This is a genomic window from Vibrio sp. ECSMB14106, from assembly GCF_000972265.1.
Taxonomy (GTDB): Bacteria; Pseudomonadota; Gammaproteobacteria; order Enterobacterales; family Vibrionaceae; genus Vibrio; species Vibrio kanaloae.
Genome location: NZ_LAUM01000021.1, coordinates 31,409 through 55,376 on the forward strand (window position 1 = coordinate 31,409; position 23,968 = coordinate 55,376).

Genomic DNA, 23,968 nt, shown 5'->3' on the forward strand with positions numbered 1-23,968 from the left:
ATAATGGAAGTATGTAAGTATATTTTAATGACCTGTTTTCTCCTATTTCCTTTATTCGTTTCGGCATCGACTTGTAATGTAAACCCTAGCAATGAATTTAAAATATCATTTGAGATAACCTCTGCTCGACTGCTTGAGTCCGTTACTGCAGAAAAAGAGCCTGGGCGTAATAATACAGAGTATACAATCTGGACTAACGATATTAACGAACCAACAGTTGGTGAGACTCCTTTTATTAGAGATCCGAAATACATGACTGTTGGGGGGGACTATAATGTAGAAATTATTTATCAACCGGGGATTAGGGGGGAGGCAGGAACTGCGGATTACTATGTTGATGATGGACAGGGTTTTACTTTTTTAGGCAATTACAAAGCAGACTTTAAAGGTATTCACCCTCAAAGCGTAAATATAAATAGCGGAAATTCTTCAAATTTAGAATGTGATAGTTCAGATACTAATCCTCCACCTATTTATTCAAGAGACGCTCAATTTCAATTTGGTGTCATGCAATGTAATGGCTCAGAATGTAAGATTCCGCTGAATAAACCTTTTACGAATACGCCACTTGTGTTTGTAATGCCAACTATCGATCCAGCTAACCCGGACTCAGATGCTCCTGCAACGTTAGTTGTGACTAATGTTACGAAAACGGAAGCAACGATTGAGCAAATTAAAGCTCCAAAGAATGGAGGTGGCTCCGATTTAACTAGTCAACCAATGACAGAGGTTAGCTATCTTGCTATTGAACCCGGTGTTGCTGATTTTAGTGGTCATGAAGTTATTGCTGGTTACTTGGATACAAATAGATACAAATCAAAAAATGGTACAAATGGTAATGCTGAGTCCGTTGCATATTCTACATTTGGAGCCCTACAAGCCCTTAATTCCCCAGTTGTTATCCATCAACTTCAAACAAGGAACAATGGTGATAGATGGGTGACATCCGGTAAACTTCTTGGGGGGAATGACAATAATGAAGCAAGGCTGTTTTTAGAGTTATCGGCGTCAAGAGTTGATAATAATTACCAAGAGGAACGGGTGGGTTTTATCGCAACAAACTCCACAAGTGGCTCAATTCTTGAGGTTGATGGCTACAAGGTTCAGTTTGCTCGGGGTTATGATACACCAAGTCAAAACGGTAATGACCCAATGCTAGATGGTTGTGAAGATAAATACGCAACGAGCTCTCTAACTAATATTGATGGGATCATCGCCAACAAACAAGAGAGAGTTGGCGGGCATGGTGGTTGGTTACGTAGATGTAATGTCAATAGTAACCAAGTGAGTTTTGTTGTTGATGAAGACTTTAGAGACCGTACTCATCTTCCTGAGGAAGTGGGTTACTTTGCTTTTGAGCTTGAAGATATACCATTAGATATATGTGACGTTACCCCACATGTGGTTCAATCTTGGGGGGGGAATAGTAGCTTAAAGTGGACCTCCAATACGGCCTCTATCCAAATTAAAGGTACTTATCAATCTAGCGGGCAAGTAGGTATTTGGGTTGACCCGACAAACCCAACCGTAAACCCAAAGACACAATGTGATGGCAAGGAGTGTGTAGAGAACTCATCGCTATATATAACTGAGCCTAATATTGTCGATTTAGATTTACCAACAGGTCAAAATGTGGATGCAGGTTGGCAAGAAGTAGCTCTGCCTAGTGGTAAGTATAATACGGTGTCTGCTGGAGGTTCAGGCACGCTGACCTTGACAGGTGATACTTATTATATCGAGCACTTAATTATTGGTGGTGGCAGTAAATTAGTATTGTCTCAAAATACTAAAATCTATGTGAATAGTTTTGAGTTGTCCGGTGGTGGTGAAGTGATTCATAGTGACTTTAAGCTATCTATATGGGCAGAAAACTATAATGGTAGTAATGCGCTCGTCTACGTAACAAGGAGTTTGAACGCGTTAATCTTTAGTCGAGATAAGGTCTTTGTATCTGGTGGTAATGGGGTTGTTTATGGGAGAGTCACGGCTAAAAATATAATATTGGAACCTGATGGTAAAATTATTGATGATGGTCAGTTTTGCTCTGTGCAACCATCAAATTACCAATTGACTTTGACGCCTAATAAAGATTTCTCTTTGTTGTGTGAAACTCCACAGGTCACAGTAACTGTGACTGACTCTCAAGGGAATCCAGTCACGGAGCAAGTTGAGGTTTATATTACGATACCTACTGGTATGACTTTTGAGAGTGTTATTGAAGGGCGCTATAACGGTGGTAATTCTTATTCGACAAATTCATCGGGAATATTAACGCTTGGCTTGGACGCGACCTCAATTGGTACTTATAAAATTGAGGCTGAATTGGCGTCAGACTCAAATCAAAATGACTCAGGTGACTTTTTAGTATCGCTGTACAAATTTAAAGCAAGTGATGTGTATGCTGTAGCCGATCAAACTGCGACCTTTGATTTGAAAGTCTTGGCTTGCAAAGATGATGAAGCAACATTAGTTTCTGGTTACCAAGGAGATAAAAACCTCAATGTCTCAGACTTTTCATTGGTTATCCCTACACCTGATCAGGGAGCTGTTGATGGGAATTTATTGGTAAAGAGTAAGAGTGATTGGAGTGATACTTCCGTAACTTTTGAATTTGATAGCTCAGCTCAATCGACAGGCTCCATTGTTTATAGTGAGTCGGGGAAAGTTAGCTTCAAACTTTCAGACCCAACTTTTGAATGCCCAGCGGGATATGACTGTGAAGATAATGATGGTGAAAGTTGGGATGCATTAGAAGGGAACGTCGATGTTTATGTCAGACCTTGGAAATTTGCAATTTGTACTGATAATAACTCTGATGGTGATAGCATTGGTGGTGCTGCATTTGTTGCCGCTGGTGAGGCGTTTGATGTCTACGCTCGTCCAATCAAGCATACCAACTCATCTGATGTTTGTACTGATGATAACTTATTGACGAATAATTACTTTAAGTCGACAGCAAGCGTGCAAGTGACAACGACTTTAGAGACACCTTCAACTGCGGATTACCCAGACGCTGAGTTAGGGGATTTAACCCCTGAGGTTCAACTAACTAAGCAAATTTCCCCGAATGATCAGACTAATAAAGGCTATAAATTCGAGAGTTTAAAATACTCAGAAGTGGGTAGCTTTAACTTTATTGCGACAGAGGCCGGTAGTTTTTATGGTTCAATTTTAAGTGGCTTTTCTGGTAGTAAATCGATAGGGCGTTTTTACCCTAAATTCTTTGTCCAAGATACTCCTGAGTGGAATGTTGCAAATCAAAGTGATATTGCATACTTAGACCAACCTTATGATTCTGCAGTTCATCAAGTGTACCCAATGGCATCAGGTGAAAGCAGTGTTGACAACGTGCTTAACAATTATCGTTTCTTCCATCCAGACTTACAGGCAGAATTTGGTGTTCTAGATGATACAGCTGTCGATAATAGATTCTTGCTGGATACTGGATCTGGTACTTGGTCTACTGATCGCAAGCATTGGTTGTTGAACGATAGTGCCGCTGTTCTTGAGCGAGTTACGGATTCTGATAGTGTTAGCCGCAAGGATAATCCTTTTAATACATCGGATGCTAATTCTACTGTTACCCATTTCGGTTTGACGGTAGACGGTGTTGACCCTGTGTCATTTACTGATTCAGATACTTTGACAGACTCTGTAGAGTTTCTGGTTCAGCCCCCAGCTCGATATGGTCGAATGGCGCTAGATGATATTGGTGGCAATTCCGATACAACTTTAACGATTCCACTGCGATCTGAGTTCTGGGATGGTAATGAATTCGTTGTGAATGAAGATGATGACCGCAGTACCTTCAATGGTGCAAATGTCTGTAAGCAAGTTATTTGGCACAGTGAGGGAGCGACAACCACATTGGCTTCACTTAACGGCAGTGGCAGTGTCGATGATGGTGAGAAAAAAGTCACCGCGAATCAAAATACACCAACAGGTACAGATTCGCCGCGTGAGCAAGTCCGTCTGTGGCTAAGAATGGATGATTCTGAGCCTGAGAGTGATGGTGGAAATAACATCTCATGTAGTGGCAGTGATCAAGATCAACCATGGTTGCGCTACAACTGGCGCCAGCTAGGTGATGAAGATCCCTCCACCGTCGTCACATTTGGTATCTACCGCGGTAACGATCGTGTGATCTACCGAGGTGAAAGTGGTTTAACAGGTCAGTAATAATATAATTTTTGCCTCTTAAGTTAGGAATCTGTAAGAAATTGCGGGTTTCAGTCCATGTTTATACTTCAATGCCTTGCCGTGACAGCAAGGCATTGGTACATTTAGTGCAATTTTTGTCTTCTAATTCTTGCAGGATGAGCGAAGAATATGTTTAAAAAACTTCGTGGCATGTTTTCAAACGACCTATCGATTGATTTAGGTACCGCCAATACCCTTATATATGTAAAAGGCCAAGGCATTGTTCTTGATGAGCCTTCAGTTGTCGCTATTCGTCAAGATCGCACGGGATCGGCAAAAAGTGTTGCTGCTGTTGGTCACGCAGCTAAGCAAATGCTTGGTCGTACGCCTGGTAACATCTCAGCGATCCGTCCAATGAAAGACGGTGTGATTGCTGACTTTTACGTAACGGAAAAAATGCTTCAGCACTTCATCAAACAAGTGCACGATAACAGTGTTCTTAAACCAAGCCCTCGTGTTTTGGTTTGTGTTCCTTGTGGTTCAACGCAAGTTGAGCGCCGTGCTATCCGTGAATCGGCGCTAGGTGCTGGTGCTCGTGAGGTTTACCTTATCGATGAGCCTATGGCTGCTGCGATTGGTGCTGGCCTGCGCGTATCTGAACCAACGGGTTCTATGGTGGTTGATATCGGTGGTGGTACAACTGAAGTTGCCGTTATCTCACTCAATGGCGTGGTTTACTCATCATCTGTTCGTATCGGTGGTGACCGTTTTGATGAAGCTATCATCAACTATGTTCGCCGTAACTACGGCAGCTTGATCGGTGAAGCGACAGCAGAGAAGATCAAACACGAAATCGGTTCAGCTTACCCTGGCGATGAAGTGGAAGAGATCGAAGTTCGTGGTCGCAACCTTGCTGAAGGTGTGCCTCGTAGCTTTAGCCTAAACTCAAACGAAATTCTTGAAGCACTTCAAGAGCCTCTATCTGGCATTGTTTCTGCAGTAATGGTTGCACTTGAACAGTGTCCACCTGAACTGGCTTCTGATATCTCAGAAAACGGTATGGTATTGACTGGCGGTGGTGCATTACTAAAAGATCTAGACCGTTTGTTAACTGAAGAAACCGGCATCCCTGTTGTTGTTGCAGAAGAGCCATTAACGTGTGTTGCTCTAGGTGGCGGTAAAGCCTTAGAGATGATCGACATGCACGGTGGTGACCTGTTCAGCGAAGAATAATATTTAGTGTTAGGCTCTTTTCTTATCTAGTTTTATGTGAAGAGCCTAGGACCTTGTCTATAGGATCAAATGTAGCTCTAGGACCAAATATAGAATGAAGCCAATTTTTGGTAGAGGTCCCTCTCTACAATTGCGCCTGTTTTTTGCTGTAACTTTATCAGCCAGCCTTATGCTGGCTGATAGTCGTTTAGATGCTTTCTCAAATGTTCGCTATCTATTAAACAGCGTGGTTGCCCCTATTCAGTATGCAGCTAACTTACCTCGCACTATGTTCGATGGTGTATACGACCGTTTTAGTACCCGTAAAGTGCTAGTCGAATCTAACCATAATATTAAACGAGAAGTCTTACGGTTGAAGAGTGAGCTGATTCTGCTTGACCAATATCAAGAAGAAAATAAGCGCCTTCGTAAACTGTTAGGATCGCCGTTTATCCGTGATGAGAAGAAAGTTGTCACAGAAGTGATGGCAGTCGACACTTCACCATACCGTTATCAAGTCGTGATCGACAAAGGTCAGATTGATGGGGTGTATGAAGGGCAGCCGGTGATTAACGAGAAAGGCATTGTCGGCCAAGTGACGTTTGTTGCTGCTCACAATAGCCGTGTTCTACTGCTTATTGATGCAAACAACGCAATTCCTGTGCAAGTTATTCGAAACGATATTCGGGTGATCGCTTCGGGTAATGGCATGATGGATGAGATCCAGCTAGAACACATTCCAACCAGCACCGATATCCAACAAGAAGATCTATTAGTGACGTCTGGTTTGGGTGGGGTTTATCCTGAAGGGTATCCAGTGGCTCATGTTTCTTCGGTTGACTACGACCCGAAACGCGAGTTTGCCGTTATTAAAGCAGAGCCAGTGGTTGAGTTTGATAAGCTCAGATACTTGCTTCTTGTATGGCCTGATGAAAACAAACAGATGAAAGCAGAGCAATCCAGCATTGAACAAGTATTGTTAGAGGGTGAAGATGGCCAATAGTGTTTTAAGAAGTAAAATAGTAATTGGCTGCTCATTTTTGATAGCACTTATTCTGCAAACTATCCCTTGGCCTGGTAGCTTAGATCTTTTTAGGCCATCTTGGTTATTACTGGTTACCTGTTACTGGGTTTTGGCTATGCCTCATCGTGTTAACGTGGGTAGCGCTTTGATTCTTGGCTTATTGTGGGACCTCTTGATCGGTTCTACGCTAGGGATTAGAGGAATGATGATGGCAATTGTGATGTACATAATTGCGCTTAACTTCCTTGTCATTCGTAATATGGCATTGTGGCAGCAAGCCATGATCATTGCAGCGTTAACGGTGTTATTTGAAGTATTGATATTCTTTGGTGAATATTTGATTCAAGATGTCGTATTCAATCCATTGTCGTTATGGAGTGCACTGATAAACTGTATACTTTGGCCTTGGGTGTTTTTATTAATGAGACGAGTTCGTCGTCATTGGCATGTAAGGTAGCGTGACGATGGAAAAGAAGTCTTTAGTATTAGCATCTGGTTCCCCGCGCCGCAAAGAGCTGCTATCTCAACTTGGTTATGAGTTTTCTGTTCTCGTGACTGATGTGGAAGAGTGTAAACACGCCCAAGAAACCGCCGAAGAATATGTTAAGCGGCTATCATTGGATAAGGCTTTAGCTGCTTTGTCTTTGTTAGGTGTTAATGATTCTGAAAAGCAGCATGTCGTTCTAGGTTCTGATACCGTAGTCGTCAGTCAAGGGCAGGTACTCGAGAAGCCTGCGGATTTTTCTGATTCTAAGCGAATGCTTACTCAATTAGCTAATCATCGCCATCAGGTGATGACGGCTGTCTCTGTTGTCTCGGCTACACAACAAAATACAAAAATCGTTATTACCGACGTATGGTTTAAACCCCTCAGTGAAAAAGAAATAGAACAATACTGGGAAACAGGGGAGCCATGCGATAAAGCCGGTAGCTATGGGATCCAAGGTTTGGGTGGACGCTTTGTTACCCGAATCGAAGGTAGTTATTACGCCGTTGTCGGCTTACCTTTATTTGAAACGGACCAGCTACTGCAAGAATTCTTATAATTACTGATCTGAGGTGCACCATGAGTGCTGAATTGTTGCTGAACGTGACCCCGAGTGAAACTCGTGTGGCCATGATTGAAGGGGGAACTCTTCAGGAGATCCATGTCGAACGAGATGCTCGACGCGGCATCGTAGGAAATATCTATAAAGGACGTGTCAGTCGTGTTCTGCCAGGAATGCAGGCAGCTTTTGTGGATATAGGTCTTGAGAAAGCAGCTTTTTTACACGCCTCTGATATTGTTCCGCATACTGAATGTGTCGCTGAAAATGAAAAGAAACAGTTTCAAGTTCGTGATATATCAGAGCTTGTTCGCCAAGGACAAGATATTGTGGTTCAAGTCGTCAAAGATCCCCTAGGTACCAAAGGGGCCCGATTAACGACAGATATCACTCTACCATCTCGTTATCTGGTCTTTATGCCGGGTGCTAGCCATGTTGGTGTTTCTCAGCGTATCGATAGCGAATCTGAACGTAATCGCCTTAAGAAAGTGGTATCTCGTTACTGTGACGAACACGGTGGCTTTATCATCCGTACCGCAGCCGAAGGTGCTGATTCTAATGAGCTTGCACAAGATGCCGCGTTCTTGAAGCGACTTTGGCTAAAAGTGTTAGAGCGTCGTGGTAAGCACAAAGCACGCACTCGTTTGTACGGTGAGCTTTGTTTAAGTCAACGTATCTTGCGTGACTTTGTAGGAACTGAGCTGAGCAAGATCCAGGTCGATTCTCGTCTAGAATATGAAAACCTAAAAGAATTCACTTCTGAGTACGTGCCAGAGCTGACCGACAAGTTAGAGTTGTATGAAGGCGATAAGCCGATCTTTGATATGTACGATACCGAGAACGAGATTCAGCGCTCTTTGGATCGGAAAGTCGAATTAAAGTCTGGTGGGTATCTGATTATCGACCAAACTGAAGCGATGACCACTGTTGATATCAACACTGGCGCGTTTGTTGGTCGTCGTAATCTAGAAGAGACGATCTTCAATACTAACGTCGAAGCGACACAGGCGATTGCCCGTCAGCTGCGTCTGCGTAACTTAGGCGGCATTATCATTATCGACTTTATCGATATGCTGTCTGAAGAGCACCGTAAGCGAGTACTAACTTCTTTGGAGGCGGCGCTGGACAAAGATCGTGTGAAAACCAATATTAACGGCTTCACACAGCTTGGGTTAGTGGAGATGACGCGTAAACGAACTCGTGAAAGTATTGAGCATATTCTGTGTTCGAGTTGCCTTGCCTGTGAAGGTCGCGGCAGTGTGAAAACGGTTGAAACGGTTTGCTATGAAATTCTTCGAGAGATCACGCGAGTGAATCGTGCGTACGACGCCGATAAGTTTGTGGTCTACGCAGCGGCAGCTGTGGCTGAGGCGCTAGAAGGCGAAGAGTCTCATGCGCTTGCGGAGCTTGAAGTCTTTATTGGCAAGCAAGTTAAAATCCAGGCTGAGCCTCTGTACATACAAGAGCAGTTTGATGTGGTTATGATGTAATGGAAATTTTGTGAGCTCAAGCGTTACTCTGATTCTACGTGCATGTTTGTGGTTAGTGGTTACTATCATAGTAACGCTAGCCATTGCCGTTACTACACTACGTGTAGCTTTACCCAATTTAAATAAGTATCAATCTGAGATTGAGCTTTGGGTAAACCAACATTCCGGCTTTGAGTTTTCTATTCAAGATGTGAGTGGTTTTTGGCGTAACACTCACCCTTCCATTGCACTACAAGGTGTTAAAGCCAGCCTTCCTAACGTAGAAGATACGACTTTTTCTGTAGAGCGTGTTGAAGTTGAGTTCGACTTGATTCAATCACTTGTTCAAATGCGTCCTGTGGTTGCCGATCTTGTGATGAATCAAATGTATCTTGATATACGTTCAGTTGAGCTATTTTCTGACCGGAATGAAGATGATAAGAATCCAACGAAATCAAGCAATTCAAAACGGGTTATACAAGAGCTAGATAATTTACTGTTGAAAACGCTGGTGGACGTGACCGCTAAAAATTCAACTCTCGTATACCGCACGATTTCTGATGAAGAGCGTCAGCTCGATATCGAAACATTAAAGTGGCAAAACTCCGGTAAACATCACCTGGCAGAGGGCGTGGTGAGTATTAAAGATGCCAATCTAAATTCTTTGTCAGTGAGTGCTAACTTTGTCGATGGTGGATCGTTAGCCGATGTTACGGGTGAGTTCTATGTCAGCGCTGATAGCATCTCGGTGAATCCGTGGTTAACGCATTATATGCAAGCAGAATCCGGCATTGAAAGCGGAACTGTGAGCCTCAATAGTTGGTTAACTCTGCGAAACAGTCAGCCTGTGAGCGCTTATGTTGAGATATTGCCTTCTGAGCTGACGTGGAACGAAGATGGTCAGCATGACTTGATGGTTGAGTCGGGCATCTTTAAGTTGGCTCCAGTCGATGATGGATGGCAAGTGAATGGTCACTCACTCAATTTAAGAACGGATTTCAGACCTTGGCCTGAGTTTGACGTTGCGTTTAAGTGGATTAAAGGTTCATGGCAACTCAACGTGTCTGAACTTGATATTGCAACCATTACTCCGCTGATTAAGTTGTTGCCAGATTCCGAGCAATCTACTCAAATGATTCATTCGTTGGCTCCAGGAGGCTCTGTTTCAGATATTCGTGTCTCGATGGGCTCAGAAATGGAAAGCTTACGTTATTCAGCTCGCTTTTCTGACCTTGCTATCGAGCAATGGGAATTAGTACCAGGTTTTAGCCAAGTTTCCGGTAGCGTGTTTGGCTCTGCAACAGAAGCGAAAGCTAGCCTACACGTTATCGACGATGTATTCCCTTATGGTGATGTCTTCCAAGCGCCGCTGAATATTAAACAAGGTCAGGTTGATATTGTTTGGCAACAAGATGAAAACGGCTGGAAGCTTTGGTCTGACAAAGTCACCGCAGCCACGCCAGATCTACAAGTACTAGGCGCATTTCGCTTAGACTTTCCAAAAGATGCTAGTCCATACCTTTCATTCTACGGTGAAGCGGACGCTTACAACGTCGGTGAAACCTGGCGTTACTTACCAACGTTGGCACTTGGCCAAGACTTAACCGACTACCTTTCCACTGCTATCCAAGCAGGTAAAGCCGACACCGTTAAATTACTTTGGCATGGTGAATTAGCTCAATATCCGTATACCAATCATGATGGAGTTTTCCAAGTTTGGGTTGGTTTAGAGGACGCTAAATTTAGCTTTGACACAAGCTGGCCATTGATCACTGACCTTCAGCTTGATCTACTGTTTGAAAATGCTGCGATGCATCTGGATTCTCGTTCAGCTCAATTGATGGATGTCACTGCAGATCGTATTACGGGGCGTATTCCTTATTTAGGGGAAGGCGGCCATATCGAAATTGAAGCTAAGGCGACAGCGTCAGGTAATGCCGTACGTGATTACATGACGGCTTCGCCATTAGTCGACTCTGTAGGAGCTGCATTAACCGCACTTCAGGTCAGTGGTGATGTTTCTTCTGAATTTCAGCTTAATATTCCGTTTGACTCTGAAAAAGAACCAAGGGCTTGGGGTTATGCCGACCTGAATGGGAATCATGTTGAAATTGAAGCGCCGCCGATAGTGCTTGAAAATACCACTGGACGCATTGAGTTTGATAATGATGTGGTAACGGCACATGGCCTAGCGGCGGATCTACTTGAGCAAGGGGTTTCGATTGACTTCAAAGGATTGAATGATGGCCCTGGCTATGCAGTCGATATCGATGTGTTAGGGGATTGGGACGTTAAGCCTCTAGAACCTTATATCGGAGAAAAGTGGTTAAGTCGCCTATCCGGTCATGCGTTATGGCAAAGTCAGATTGATATACAGCTCAATGATATCGGTTTTAGTTATCAATTGGATTTGCAGTCCGACCTTAAGTATCTGGCGAGTGATTACCCATATCCATTAGCGAAGAAATCTTTAGAAAGTGGCTCTGCGCGGTTGCAGGCGTCGGGTAACCAAGAAGCTATTACTGCACGTTTACAGCTCCCTAGCACCAAATATCAGGCTGAGATTGATATTACAGGTGATATTCCTGAGCTAACAGCCACCAGTTTAGTGCTTGGTCGTGGCGGTTATAAAATTAGCCCTGTTGTAGGGCATCATGCGTTAATTCGTACTGACAAATTCAATGCCGATGATTGGTTATCGGTCTTGATGAACTCCAGTAGCCAACCCTCAAGTGCAGTGCTTAGCCAGATGGACACACCAAGCATTCCGGCACCAAGCCGTGTGACTTTCGAGAGTAAAGAGTTGATCTTAGGTGGTATTTCTTGGAACGATGTCGACTTTAGCGCTCGAAAGAATAAGCAAGCGTGGCAAATGGAAATTTCTAGCCAAGAGTTAGAAGGTGATATTAATTATCTCCCTCCTTATGATTTAACGGTTTCACTTGACCGTCTGCACTTATTCTTCCCTGAGTGGAGCGAGAAAACAAACCAAGAGACTCTGCTTCGACGAAAAGAGAAAGAGGCTCCATTGGTCTCTGAATTAGATAAAAAGATTCATGATTCGATGCCTAACTTGACGATGACACTTAACGACTTTTGGTTGCAAGGTTATAAGGTCGGCAAGGTGGACGTCGAAATGACCAGAAAAGAGGATCGCATTGAGTGGAACAAGATTCAGGTTCGAAGTGGCGGCAACAAAGCGGATGTAAGTGGTTGGTGGAAGCTGAAAGGCGACACAAGCCATTCATCCTTAACCGTTGATTTTGAAGGTGAAAACAATAGTGAGTTAATGGAGCGTTTTGGAATCACTTCCGGGATTCAAAAAGCACCTTTTGCGTTAGAGGGGAAGCTGGACTGGGATGGTTCACCTTGGGGGATCAAAATAGATACCCTTAGTGGTAATGTTGAAACTCAGTTTGGTAAAGGCATTATTTCTGATGTAAGTGGTGCCGCCCGCTTACTGGGTTTGTTTAGCTTAGATTCCATACTTCGTAAGATGCAACTCGATTTCTCAGATGTGTTTGATAAAGGCATGGCATTCAATAGCATCACAGGAACTGGCGAGATCCAAAATGGTATCTTCCTGACTAATGATCTGAATATGGATGCGGTCGCGGGTGAGATGAAGATCAAAGGCATCGCTAACCTCAATACTCGTCAGGTTGATGCTGAGGTGAACTTTACTCCCGATATTACCTCGGGTATTCCTGTGTTAACAGCCTTTGCGGTCACCCCACAAACCGCTTTGTACGTATTGGCGGTGACTACGGTTATTTCGCCTGTGGTTGAGGTATTTACTCAAGTTAACTACTCGGTTAAAGGGCCCTTGGAGTCGCCAACGGTGAGTGAGCTTTCCCGTAGTTCTGGTGAGTTCAAATTACCAGAGAAGCTGAGAAAGTTGGCGCAATAGACGTTAGTACACGAGTTGTTTATTGGCGAGTTAGTTAATTGACGAGCTAGTGAAGACGGCCGTCGCTTAATAGGGTAAGTGGTTAATACGGTCAATGCTGGTTTCTGAATCAAATGAATGGAGGAGTAATACGCATGGATTGTGTTGGATTGATTCAAATGACATCTGGCCCTAACCCTGAGCTAAACTTTGATTACCTTGTTCAAGAAGTTGCAAAGTGCAAAGCTTTAGGGGCTAAGTGGGTGGTTTGCCCTGAAAACGCGTTAGTTTTTGGTAGCAAGGCTGATTATCACAAATATGCGGAACCTTTAAATAATGGTCCATTGCAAAATAAACTGTCTGAGCTAGCAAAACGTCATCGAGTTTGGATCGTAGTTGGCAGTATGCCAATAAGTACGACAGAAGGTGTGACGACCACAACCTTGGTGATTGATGATTTTGGCAGTTTAGTGACTCACTACGACAAGTTACACATGTTCGACGTGGATGTCGCTGATACACACAAGTGTTATCGAGAGTCCGATATTTTTACGCCGGGTGACCGAGTTGTGACAACGGAAACGCCTTTTGGTCGCTTAGGTTTGAGTATTTGTTATGATGTGCGCTTTCCACACTTGTATTCAGAGTTACGTAAGCAAGGTGCGCAAATTATAGTTGTACCCGCTGCGTTTACCGCAGTGACAGGTCAAGCGCACTGGGAAGCATTATTGAGGTGCCGTGCGATCGAAACACAGTCGTGGGTTGTCGCGGTGGGGCAAGGGGGGAAACATCCTTGCCAAAGAGAAACATGGGGACACTCAATGGTGGTTGATCCATGGGGACGAGTGGTCTCACAGTTAGGCCAAGATCCTAAAAGTATGGTGGTTGAGATAGATATATCCAGTTGCGAATCTATTAGGCAAAATATGCCAATCGCGCAACACTCTCGATTTACCAATCAATTTTAATTACAAACAAGAGCCATTTATGAGCATTAATCAAATTGAAGAAGCGCTACTGAACCCAACAGGGCTTACGGAGCAGAATATCGCAGATACATTGGCGAGCATTGCTACCCGCCAAATTGATTATGCTGATATCTACTTTCAGTCAAGCTGGCACGAGTCTTTAGTGCTAGAAGACAGCATTATTAAAGACGGCTCTTTCAATATCGATTGCGGTGTTGGCGTTCGTGCAGTATCGGGTGAAAAAACCGGTTTTGCTTACGCAGACCAAATCCAATTGGATGGACTTAAACAGAGCGCGATTGCGGCTCGTGGTATCGCTAAGCAAGGCCAAAACGGCAAGGTACAGGCTTTCAAACGTAACTCTAACCAAGCTTACTATGACGCGGTAAACCCACTAGCAAGCTGGGAAAAACAGCAAAAGACAGAACTGCTTAAAGCGCTTGATGCTTACATTCGTACTAAAGAGCCGATGGTGACTGAAGTATCGGTAAGCCTAAGCGGTGTGCATGAGCAGATGCTGGTTGCCGCGACTGACGGCACTTACGCCGGTGATATTCGACCGTTGGTTCGATTATCGATTAGCGTGCTTGCTCAGAAAGGCGATCGCCGTGAACGCGGTAGCGCGGGTGGTGGTGGCCGCTTTGGTTACGACTTCTTCCTAAGTGATGACAACGGTACTCAAGTTGCTTACCAATTTGCTGACGAAGCGATTCGTCAAGCTCTCGTTAACCTTGAAGCGGTGGCTGCGCCTGCAGGTGCAATGCCTGTTGTCCTTGGTTCTGGTTGGCCGGGCGTTCTTCTACACGAAGCTGTAGGCCACGGTTTAGAAGGTGACTTCAACCGTAAAGACTCTTCGGTATTTTCTGGTAAAGTTGGCGAGCAAGTAACGTCAAGCTTATGTACGATTGTCGATGACGGCACATTGACCGATCTTCGTGGTTCATTGAATGTGGATGATGAAGGTGTTAATGGTCAGTACAACACGCTAATCGAAAACGGTATCCTAAAAGGCTACATGCAAGATAAGCTGAACGCTCGTCTAATGGGTGTGGCACCGACAGGTAATGGTCGTCGTGAGTCTTACGCGCATCTTCCAATGCCACGTATGACCAATACATACATGCTACCGGGCGAACACACGCCGGAAGAGATCATCGCAACGGTTGAGAAAGGCATCTACGCGCCGAACTTCGGCGGTGGTCAGGTTGATATCACCTCTGGTAAGTTTGTGTTCTCTGCTTCTGAAGCGTATATGATTGAAAACGGTAAGATCACCCACCCTGTGAAGGGCGCAACGCTGATCGGTTCTGGTATTGAAGCAATGCAGCAAGTGTCTATGGTCGGTAATGACCTAAGCATCGACCGTGGGGTTGGCGTGTGTGGTAAGGCAGGTCAAAGTGTGCCCGTCGGTGTTGGTCAACCAACTTTAAAGTTAGACTCGCTAACCGTTGGTGGTACTGAGTAATTCAGGCTAATCTCTGCCAATTTACTTTAAGATATTAAATTGAAAAGCGCCTCCAATGTGAGGCGCTTTTTGTTTTTAGATTACTGATTCAGTGAGCGTATAGAGTCACTACATGTTCTCTTCAGCAAACTCTGCCAGCCGGCTACGTACTACACCGTTGAGGTGGATATTGGCGCTGCCTTCGAAGTTTTTAAAACGCTCGACCATATAGGTTAAGCCAGAAGTCACAGGGGTTAAGTAAGAAGAATCTATCTGTGCCAGGTTACCAGAACAGACAATCTTAGTGCCTTCACCACAACGGGTGATGATGGTTTTGATTTGTGATGCGGTCAGGTTCTGACACTCATCCAGAAGCACAAAGGCATTCTGGATTGAACGGCCACGCATAAAGTTAATCGATTTGAACTGAATGTTGGCTTTGTCACAGATGTATTTCATTGACCCTTCGGTGCAGTGGTCATTTTTGTGCAGTGCTTCGAGTGTATCGGTCACCGCGGCCAACCAAGGCAACATCTTCTCTTCTTCGGTACCCGGAAGGAAACCAATCGACTCACCGATATCCGGTGTATTTCGGGTTACGATGATCTTATCGAACTGTTTACGTTCGATGGTTTGTTCAAGCGCAGCAGCCATGGCTAACAGTGTCTTACCACTACCCGCGGCGCCAGTGAGAATTACCAGATCAATATCAGGGTCGAGCAGGGCATCGATCGCCATACCTTGATAGATGTTCTTTGGTGTAATGTCCCATGCTCTGCGATTCATTAAGCGTTCTCGGCTTATATCGCGAAGCGTGATCGTTTCGGACTCAATCTCTTCGACTCGAGCGGCAAAGTCACTCTCTTCGTCAATCACATATTGATTGAGGAAGGTGGGCTCGAAAGGGGCTCTTGCTAGAGTGTGTAACGTCTTTCCCCCTAGAGCCTTACTCTCGACATTATCAATGCCATCCCAAAATGCCCCTTCGAGTTGTTGAAAGCCTTTGGTGAGGTATTGGATGTCATCAATCAGCTGATCGGTTTGATAATCTTCAACAAAGCGAACACCGGCGCCTTTGGCTCGTAAGCGCATGTTGATGTCTTTGGTGATGAGAACCACTTCGCGTGGTGCGCGTTTATTCTGAAGATAGAGGACAGCGTTGAGGATTCGGTTATCACCTGCCTTATCGTCGGCGAAGGCCTTAATGCTTTCTTGAAGTTCGTAGTCAGCGAGTATGGAAATACTGCCGGATGCGTTTATTTCTTTAGAGAAAGGAATGCCTTCCGAGATTTGATCGGGTGTGGTTTCCCTGAACAGATCTTCGAGCGTGCGAATCGCAATTCTCGCATCTCGAGCAACGTCTCTTTTACTGTCTTTGATTCTGTCGAGTTCTTCTAGCACTGTCATGGGGATAACGACATCGTGCTCTTGGAAAGAAAATATAGCGAAGGGTTCGTGAAGTAGGATATTGGTGTCTAAAACAAATAGCTTCCGGTTGGTCTCGCCCATAGCATCTCCTTGCCGACGTGCGGCTTGCCTTGCATTCATTGAACGTAGATAAAGCTCATATAAAGATTAGTATCTGATTCTGCAGATAGTCAACTACTTACCTAAACTTCATCTTGAGGAACAGCGCTATATCGTTGTCGATGGATATGACGTATTCGCCTGAGAGCAGTAATCTGCTACCTATAGATTAACCATGATTTTTTTACAGTTTGATTGCACTAGCGAAAACAGAAAAAAAGCATGAAATCATCTCCTTTAGGCGTGACCTAAATCACAGTATCGAGTAAGATTAGCGACCTTTTTCTGCACCATTTTCTCGAGATATTTATTATTGAGAGCGCACTTAAAAAGTGGCTGCAAACTAGACATTTTTGGCTATATTTTTAGTTCAGGAGCGATAACGTTCTTGTTTGAAACTGCAGTTAAGAAGACCAAATTCCAACTATAAGATTGAGGTAGTCGATTCATGACATTTGCTTTGGGGCAACGCTGGATAAGCGATACGGAGAGCGATTTAGGTTTAGGTACCGTTGTAGCAATGGATGCTCGAACAGTGACAGTAATGTTTGCCGCATCAGAAGAAAACCGTGTTTATGCACGTACTGATGCTCCCGTAACCCGAGTAACGTTTAATGTAGGCGATGTCATTGAATGCCAAGAAGGTTGGTCTCTGTCTGTCGAAGAAGTTATCGAAGATAAAGGGCTGTTAACCTACTTAGGTACTCGCGAAGATACCCAAGAAACAGAAGTGACTCTGCGTGAAATCTTCTTAAGCAACCAGATCCGCTTCAACAAGCCACAAGATAAGCTATACGCAGGTCAAATTGACCGTATGGATAACTTTGTGTTGCGTTACCGCGCGCTGAGCAACCAGTACCAACAACACAAGAGCCCTATGCGTGGCTTGTGTGGTATGCGTGCTGGCTTGATCCCTCATCAGCTATACATCGCTCATGAAGTGGGTCGTCGTCACGCTCCGCGCGTTTTACTGGCTGATGAAGTGGGCCTAGGTAAAACCATCGAAGCGGGCATGATCATCCACCAACAGGTGCTGTCTGGCCGTGCTGAACGCATTCTGATTGTGGTTCCTGAAACTCTACAACACCAATGGTTAGTAGAGATGATGCGCCGTTTTAATCTGCATTTCTCTATCTTTGACGAAGAGCGTTGTATTGAAGCGTTTGCTGAATCAGACAACCCATTCGATACCCAGCAATACGTTCTGTGTTCTTTGGATTTCCTACGTAAGAGCCGTAAGCGCTACGAGCAAGCACTTGAAGGTGAGTGGGATCTTTTGGTTGTCGATGAAGCGCACCACCTTGAGTGGAGCCAAGACAAACCAAGCCGCGAATACCAAGTGGTTGAAGGATTAGCTGAAAATACTTCTGGCGTACTGCTACTGACAGCAACCCCTGAGCAATTGGGTCGTGAGAGTCACTTTGCACGTCTGCGCCTGCTGGATCCTGATCGCTTCTACGATTTCGAAGCCTTTGTTGAAGAAGAAGACCAATACGCCCCTGTTGCTGATGCAGTAACGGCACTGTTTTCTGGTGTGAAGCTGGAAAACAGCGCAAAGAATCAGATAACAGAGCTACTTTCTGAGCAAGATGTAGAGCCTCTATTCCGCATTATCGAAGGTGATAGCAGCGAAGAAGAACAAGCACTAGCTCGCCAAGAACTGATTGATAACCTTATGGATCGCCACGGCACAGGTCGTGTTCTATTTAGAAACACACGTGCGGCTATCAAAGGCTTCCCTAAGCGTAACGTAAACCTACTGCCGATGGACATTCCAACGCAGTACACAACGTCGATGCGTGTATCGGGCATGATCGGTGGCAAGATGGCTCCAGAAGCTCGTGCAATGAAGATGCTGTATCCAGAAGAGATCTTCCAAGAGTTTGAAGGTGAAGATTCAAGCTGGTGGCAGTTCGACTCACGTGTTAACTGGTTGATTGAAAAGATCCAAGATAAGCGCAGCGAAAAGATCCTAGTGATCGCATCACGTGCAAGTACTGCTTTGCAATTAGAGCAAGCACTGCGTGAGCGCGAAGGTGTACGTGCAACCGTATTCCATGAAGGCATGTCGATTCTAGAGCGTGATAAAGCGGCGGCTTACTTTGCTCAAGAAGAAGGCGGCGCTCAGGTTCTTATCTGTAGTGAGATCGGTTCTGAAGGTCGTAACTTTCAGTTCTCAAATCAACTAGTGATGTTCGATCTACCGTTCAACCCTGACTTGCTTGAGCAACGTATTGGTCGTTTGGACCGTATCGGTCAGCTACGTGATATCGACATTCATGTCCCTTACCTAAAAGGCACATCACAGGCGATCCTTGCGCGTTGGTTTGATGAAGGTCTGAATGCGTTCGCTGAGACCTGTCCAACGGGGCGCACGGTTTACGACAAGTACTCTGATGTACTTATCGAAATGCTGGCTTCTGGTAATACAGAGCAGCTTGATGAAGTGATTGAAGAGTCTGCCAAGCTAAACCAAAGTCTAAAAGCGGATCTAGAGAAAGGCCGAGATCGCCTGCTAGAGATGCATTCAAACGGTGGCGACAAAGCGCACGACATTGCAGAGAAGATTGCATCGACTGATGGCGATACTAACTTAGTAACGTTTGCACTGAGCCTGTTCGACACGATTGGTTTGAACCAAGACGACAAGGGTGAAAATGCGCTAGTTGTGACACCATCTGAGCACATGATGGTACCAAGCTACCCAGGTTTACCTTATGAAGGCGCAACCATCACGTTCGACCGTGATACCGCCCTTTCTCGTGAAGACATGAACTTCATCAGCTGGGAACACCCAATGATTCAAGGCGGTATCGATCTGCTACTGAGTGAAGGTGTCGGTGCGTCAGCGGTATCACTGCTGAAAAACAAAGCGTTGCCTGTAGGTACTATCCTGCTTGAACTGGTTTACCTTGTGGATGCGCAAGCACCGAAACGCAGCGGTATCAGCCAGTTTTTACCTAAAACGCCAATTCGCTTGATGATGGATGGTCGTGGTAACGATTTATCTGCTCAGGTTGAATTCGATAGCTTTAACCGTCAGTTAAGCCCGGTAAACCGTCACTTAGCAAGTAAGCTAGTAAATTCGGTACAAGGTGAGATTCACAAGCTTATCGAAGCGGGTGAGACGCATGTACTTCCGAAAGTGGAAGAAGTGCGTGAACAAGCTCAACGAGACATGCAGACTAATCTAAACGGTGAATTAGAGCGTTTACAAGCGCTTAAAGCGGTTAACCCTAATATTCGTGATGAAGAGCTAGAGGTTATCGAAGCTCAAATCAATGAACTGACCGGTTACATCAGCAAAGCTCAAGTTCAGCTAGATTCATTACGCTTGATTGTGGTTTCTCACAACTAATTTTGAATCAGCGAAATGCTTTAACAAAAGAAGGCCTTCATCATGAAGGCCTTCTTTTTATCTCGCGTTTGAAAGGTGTAAGAGCCGAGGAATTACATTAACCACTTCCACCAAACAAATACCGTTAGGAAGCCAAATAGGTAAACAAGACCCGCAACTGACAACCATTTCAGTTTTGCACCAATCGCCAGCGCTTCTGGTAGTTTGGCTTTGCTTACCAAAATGAAGTTAAGCAGAGCGAAGAAGGGTGTCGTTGCAAACGCAAGCACCATCGCAAAATCAAGCATTGTCATCAATGCGGCACTGAAGAACATCACAATTGCGAGTGCTGTGATAGATACGATAACGATCCAACCCTGTAGCATTTTTGGGCTGCTTTCTTTTTTAAGCAATAGACGTTGTGATTCAGCAAGCACGCGTGAGTAGCCGTCGATAACGGTAATCGTACTACCAAAGATACAGAAGAAAGCGATAAGAGCGATTAATGGGCGAGACCATTCACCAATTGTCGAAGCGTAGATGCCGACCAATTGATGAGTGAAGCCAACACCTGAGCGAGACAGTTCAACTCCCGAACCGTGAAGCACTAGCGCGCCTAACGCAACGAATACTAAAGCAAGCAGTGCTGTACCAATGTAACCGACATTGAAATCGAACAGCGCTGATTGAGCGGTTACTTCTTGTTTCTCTTTTTGGCTCTTTAGCCACATTGAAGTGATGCTTGAGATCTCGATAGGCGCCGGCATCCAACCCATGGTTACCACGATAAAGCCGATAGCAGCCAATGACCAAGGCGACGGTGGAACAAAAGCCGCGTCAGGCTCGACTGGAGATCCGATAGCAATGGCAACCGCGGCTAAGGTTGTGATGGTCAGGATCGCCATGATGGCCTTAGATAGGGTGTCAAGCGCACGATAATGGCCAGCAAACAGAATGATCAAACAGGTTGCTAGTACGATCATGCAAAGCGTGCTAGTCGCTAGATCAAAAGGAACAAAGTAGCTAAGTAGGCTCGCACTGAATAGTAACAAAGCAGCCGTGTTCACGACGGCGGAAATGGCGCTCAGTATCGAAAAGATCACTAGATATGGGCGGCCTAGGTTAGAGTAACCTTCAACTAAACTTTGACCTGTGCCTAGCGTATATTGAATGCCAGCTCTAAAAAATGGGTACTTAAATATATTAACTAGGATAATAAGAGCAGCGAGCTGCCAGCCATAAATGGCACCAGCTTTGGTTGAGGCTACTAAATGAGAGCCTCCCACCGCCGCCGCAGCCATCATGATACCTGGGCCAAGAGACTTAATTAAGCTTGATAGGGGAGTAGAGGTTTGTGCTTTTTTTGTGGTTGTTTTAACCGTACTTTCCATTATTTTTCCTTTAATGCTGACTTCTTATTTTCCATTCCCCCTATCAATACCATGTTTTGTAAAGTCGTCAACTTTTATGTACGAAAATGTTGAAAATCGTATTTATTAATAAACGAGTTAACCATAAGTTATTTATTCACCAGCAATTAAGAGGCTCCAATGGCGTTAGAAGAGTACACACCACCACGTGAACCGTGGATTGATATTGTTTATCAAGATGACGATATTCTTGTGGTGAACAAGCCAGCAGGTCTGCTTTCTGTGCCGGGGAGATTACCAGAGCATTACGACAGTATGTGGAGTCGGTTGGTTGAGGAGTTTGCTGATATTCAAGTCGTGCATCGATTGGACATGTCGACATCGGGCTTGATGCTGCTCGCTAAACACAAACAAGCTGAGCGTCATTTGAAGAAGCAGTTTCAATATCGACTGACACACAAACTCTATTACGCGCGAGTATGGGGAAAGGTGGAAGGAAAGGAAGGCGTGATCGACCTTCCACTTATTTGTGATTGGCCAAACCGCCCTAGGCAGAAAGTGTGTTTTGACGAGGGCAAGACATCACAGACTCGGTATGTGGTGGAGCAAGAAGAGGCTCAAACCACCTTGTTGAAGTTACTACCGATTACCGGTCGTTCTCATCAGTTGCGTGTGCATTGTATGGAAATAGGGAATCCAATTGTGGGCGACGAGTTTTATGCAACGCCTGAAGCGTTTGAGTATAGCGATCGGCTGGCTTTGCATGCGTGTGAACTGAGCTTCTATCATCCGGCGAATAATCAACGGTTCAAAGCCTTTGTTCCTTGCGAGTTTTATCCTCAAGCTTCACCACAAATTGAACAGCACTTTGAAATTGCGCCAGAGCTTCCAGACTACAGTAAGCTAAAAGCTTAGAATAAGACCATTCAATCGACTGAACCAAGGAAGTACAATGCCGAAGTTGAAAGTGGTTTTTCTCGACCGAGCCACCATCCCATCTCAAATTACTTTAAAACCTCTTAGCTTTGAGAATCAGTGGGTTGAGTATAATTTCACCGCGCCAGAGCAAGTGTCTGAGCGAATTGAGGGAGCGGATGTAGTCATCACTAATAAGGTCGTGCTCAACGAGAGTAACCTGCAGCAAGCGCAACAACTCAAGCTCATTGCTGTTTCAGCGACGGGTGTGAATAACGTTGATGTTGATTACTGCAATGAGAAAAACATAGCAGTGGCTAATATCCAAGGTTATGCGACTCAATCGGTACCGGAACATGTTATCGCGATGCTATTTGCGTTAAAGCGTAACCTCGTTGGTTATCATCAAGATATTGAAGCGGGAGAGTGGCAAAAGGACAAGCAGTTCTGCTTTTTTACTCATCCGATTCAAGATGTGGCGGGTAGCACATTCGGCATAATGGGCAGTGGTAGCTTAGGGCAAGCAACCGCTATACTAGCGAAAGCCATTGGCATGAACGTCATCTTTGCTGAGCGTAAAGGGGCTGAATCTTGTCGAGAAGGGTACCTGCCTTTTGAGACTGTGTTGCAGCAAGCGGATGCGATCAGCTTACATTGTCCGTTGACCGAAGCGACTCGAAACCTGATTTCAGAGCGAGAGTTAGCAATGATGAAACCAAGCGCGGTACTAATTAATGCTGGGCGTGGTGGGTTAGTGGATGAGCAAGCCTTAGTTGAGGCTTTGAAAAATCATGAGATAGCCGGCGCGGGGATGGATGTGTTCACACAAGAACCGGCAGACAACTCGAATCCACTGTTAGCTAACAGTCGCTTACCTAATTTACTGCTGACACCTCACGTGGCATGGGGGAGCGATAGCTCCATTCAAAAGCTGTCTGATATCTTAATGGATAACATAGATGGGTTTGTTGCGGGTAAGCCACAAAATCTCGTTGGTTAATTGAGGTTGTATTCAGCACTCTGTGCTTGATGAAGTAGAAATAAAAAAGGTTGGATTTTAGGCCAACCTTTTTAAGTCTTTTATTTCAGCTCGACAGGGCTTAGTAGCTTACTAGCTTATTAGCTTATTAGCTTATTAGCTTATTAGCTAGGAGCCATTAGCCTTGAGGCTTAACTACCAATACATTGATTGGCGAGTTCTGTACCACTTTGCTCGCAACAGAACCAAGCATAACTTTGTCAATTTTTGAACGCTTATGACTTGGCATCACGATAAGGTCGGCGCCAAGCTTTTCTGCGTAATCTAGAATTGTTGTGTAAGCCTTGCCTTCGGCAACGTGAACCTTATACACCACATTATCGTCGATGTGTTTGTTTGCAAACTCTTTGAGCTGGTTTTTAACATCAATCTTCATTTGGTTCGCCGCATCTTTCGGGAAGTAAGATGCAACCATTGACATGTGAATGCCCGGTAGTACGTTTAAAATATGTATTTCAGCATTACTGTGTTTTGCGTGCCATACCGCTAGCTCGACTGCTTTATCAGAAAAGCCTTTGTCGTTAAGATCGACAGGAACAAGGATTTGTTTATACATGTCTTCGTCTCATTTTAAGCAGCGCCCAGTCG

Annotated in this window: 15 protein-coding genes; 12 read left to right on the forward strand and 3 right to left on the reverse strand. The window is 44.7% G+C overall.

The features are described 5' to 3' along the window. Window positions 1–3 precede the first annotated feature (3 nt). From WR49_RS14575 to tldD, 9 genes are all read left to right on the forward strand, one after another. Window positions 4–4,179 carry a DUF6701 domain-containing protein gene (locus tag WR49_RS14575; protein WP_046224501.1) on the forward strand — a complete coding sequence of 1,392 codons (4,176 nt, stop codon included), beginning with the start codon at window positions 4–6 and terminating at the stop codon, window positions 4,177–4,179. A 150-nt stretch (window positions 4,180–4,329) separates the two neighbouring features. Then, complete coding sequence (locus WR49_RS14580; protein WP_017055947.1) at window positions 4,330–5,373, forward strand: rod shape-determining protein; 1,044 nt, start codon at window positions 4,330–4,332, stop codon at window positions 5,371–5,373. A gap of 94 nt (window positions 5,374–5,467) precedes the next feature. Then, a complete protein-coding gene (gene mreC / locus WR49_RS14585) occupies window positions 5,468–6,355 on the forward strand; it encodes a rod shape-determining protein MreC (protein ID WP_046224502.1) in 888 nt (295 codons plus the stop codon). Beyond that, window positions 6,345–6,833, forward strand: coding sequence for a rod shape-determining protein MreD (gene mreD / locus WR49_RS14590; protein WP_046224503.1), 489 nt, complete (start codon window positions 6,345–6,347; stop codon window positions 6,831–6,833). The genes mreC and mreD overlap by 11 nt, the downstream gene beginning before the upstream one ends. 7 nt (window positions 6,834–6,840) lie before the next feature. Beyond that, window positions 6,841–7,422, forward strand: a complete 582-nt coding sequence (locus tag WR49_RS14595; RefSeq protein WP_046224504.1) for a Maf family protein — start codon at window positions 6,841–6,843, stop codon at window positions 7,420–7,422. Window positions 7,423–7,442: 20 nt separating this feature from the next. Next, complete coding sequence (gene rng / locus WR49_RS14600; RefSeq protein WP_046224505.1) at window positions 7,443–8,912, forward strand: ribonuclease G; 1,470 nt, start codon at window positions 7,443–7,445, stop codon at window positions 8,910–8,912. A gap of 10 nt (window positions 8,913–8,922) precedes the next feature. Further along, a complete protein-coding gene (locus WR49_RS14605) occupies window positions 8,923–12,801 on the forward strand; it encodes a YhdP family protein (protein ID WP_046224506.1) in 3,879 nt (1,292 codons plus the stop codon). 134 nt (window positions 12,802–12,935) lie between these two features. After that, complete coding sequence (locus tag WR49_RS14610; RefSeq protein ID WP_046224507.1) at window positions 12,936–13,748, forward strand: carbon-nitrogen hydrolase family protein; 813 nt, start codon at window positions 12,936–12,938, stop codon at window positions 13,746–13,748. A 19-nt stretch (window positions 13,749–13,767) separates the two neighbouring features. Continuing rightward, the gene (gene tldD / locus WR49_RS14615) at window positions 13,768–15,213 is read left to right on the forward strand and encodes a metalloprotease TldD (protein WP_046224508.1); all 1,446 of its coding nucleotides are present in this window, start codon (window positions 13,768–13,770) and stop codon (window positions 15,211–15,213) included. 108 nt (window positions 15,214–15,321) lie between these two features. On the opposite strand, the gene WR49_RS14620 is transcribed toward tldD, so the two are convergent. After that, window positions 15,322–16,701 (reverse strand): PhoH family protein, encoded by a 1,380-nt coding sequence (locus WR49_RS14620; RefSeq protein ID WP_046224509.1) that lies wholly within the window; start codon window positions 16,699–16,701, stop codon window positions 15,322–15,324. Between the two features lie 466 nt (window positions 16,702–17,167). Between WR49_RS14620 and rapA the strand changes: the two genes are divergently transcribed. Then, window positions 17,168–20,077 carry an RNA polymerase-associated protein RapA gene (gene rapA / locus WR49_RS14625; protein WP_046224510.1) on the forward strand — a complete coding sequence of 970 codons (2,910 nt, stop codon included), beginning with the start codon at window positions 17,168–17,170 and terminating at the stop codon, window positions 20,075–20,077. A gap of 92 nt (window positions 20,078–20,169) precedes the next feature. On the opposite strand, the gene WR49_RS14630 is transcribed toward rapA, so the two are convergent. Beyond that, window positions 20,170–21,447, reverse strand: coding sequence for an NRAMP family divalent metal transporter (locus WR49_RS14630; protein WP_046224511.1), 1,278 nt, complete (start codon window positions 21,445–21,447; stop codon window positions 20,170–20,172). Between the two features lie 159 nt (window positions 21,448–21,606). Between WR49_RS14630 and WR49_RS14635 the strand changes: the two genes are divergently transcribed. Both WR49_RS14635 and WR49_RS14640 read left to right on the forward strand, forming a co-directional pair. Continuing rightward, window positions 21,607–22,341 (forward strand): pseudouridine synthase, encoded by a 735-nt coding sequence (locus WR49_RS14635; RefSeq protein ID WP_046224512.1) that lies wholly within the window; start codon window positions 21,607–21,609, stop codon window positions 22,339–22,341. A gap of 37 nt (window positions 22,342–22,378) precedes the next feature. Then, window positions 22,379–23,341, forward strand: coding sequence for a D-2-hydroxyacid dehydrogenase (locus WR49_RS14640; RefSeq protein ID WP_046224513.1), 963 nt, complete (start codon window positions 22,379–22,381; stop codon window positions 23,339–23,341). 157 nt (window positions 23,342–23,498) lie between these two features. Here WR49_RS14640 and WR49_RS14645 read toward each other — a convergent pair whose 3' ends face one another. Continuing rightward, window positions 23,499–23,936: a universal stress protein gene (locus WR49_RS14645; RefSeq protein ID WP_017055960.1), complete on the reverse strand. Its 438-nt coding sequence runs from the start codon at window positions 23,934–23,936 to the stop codon at window positions 23,499–23,501. Between the last annotated feature and the right edge of the window lie 32 nt (window positions 23,937–23,968).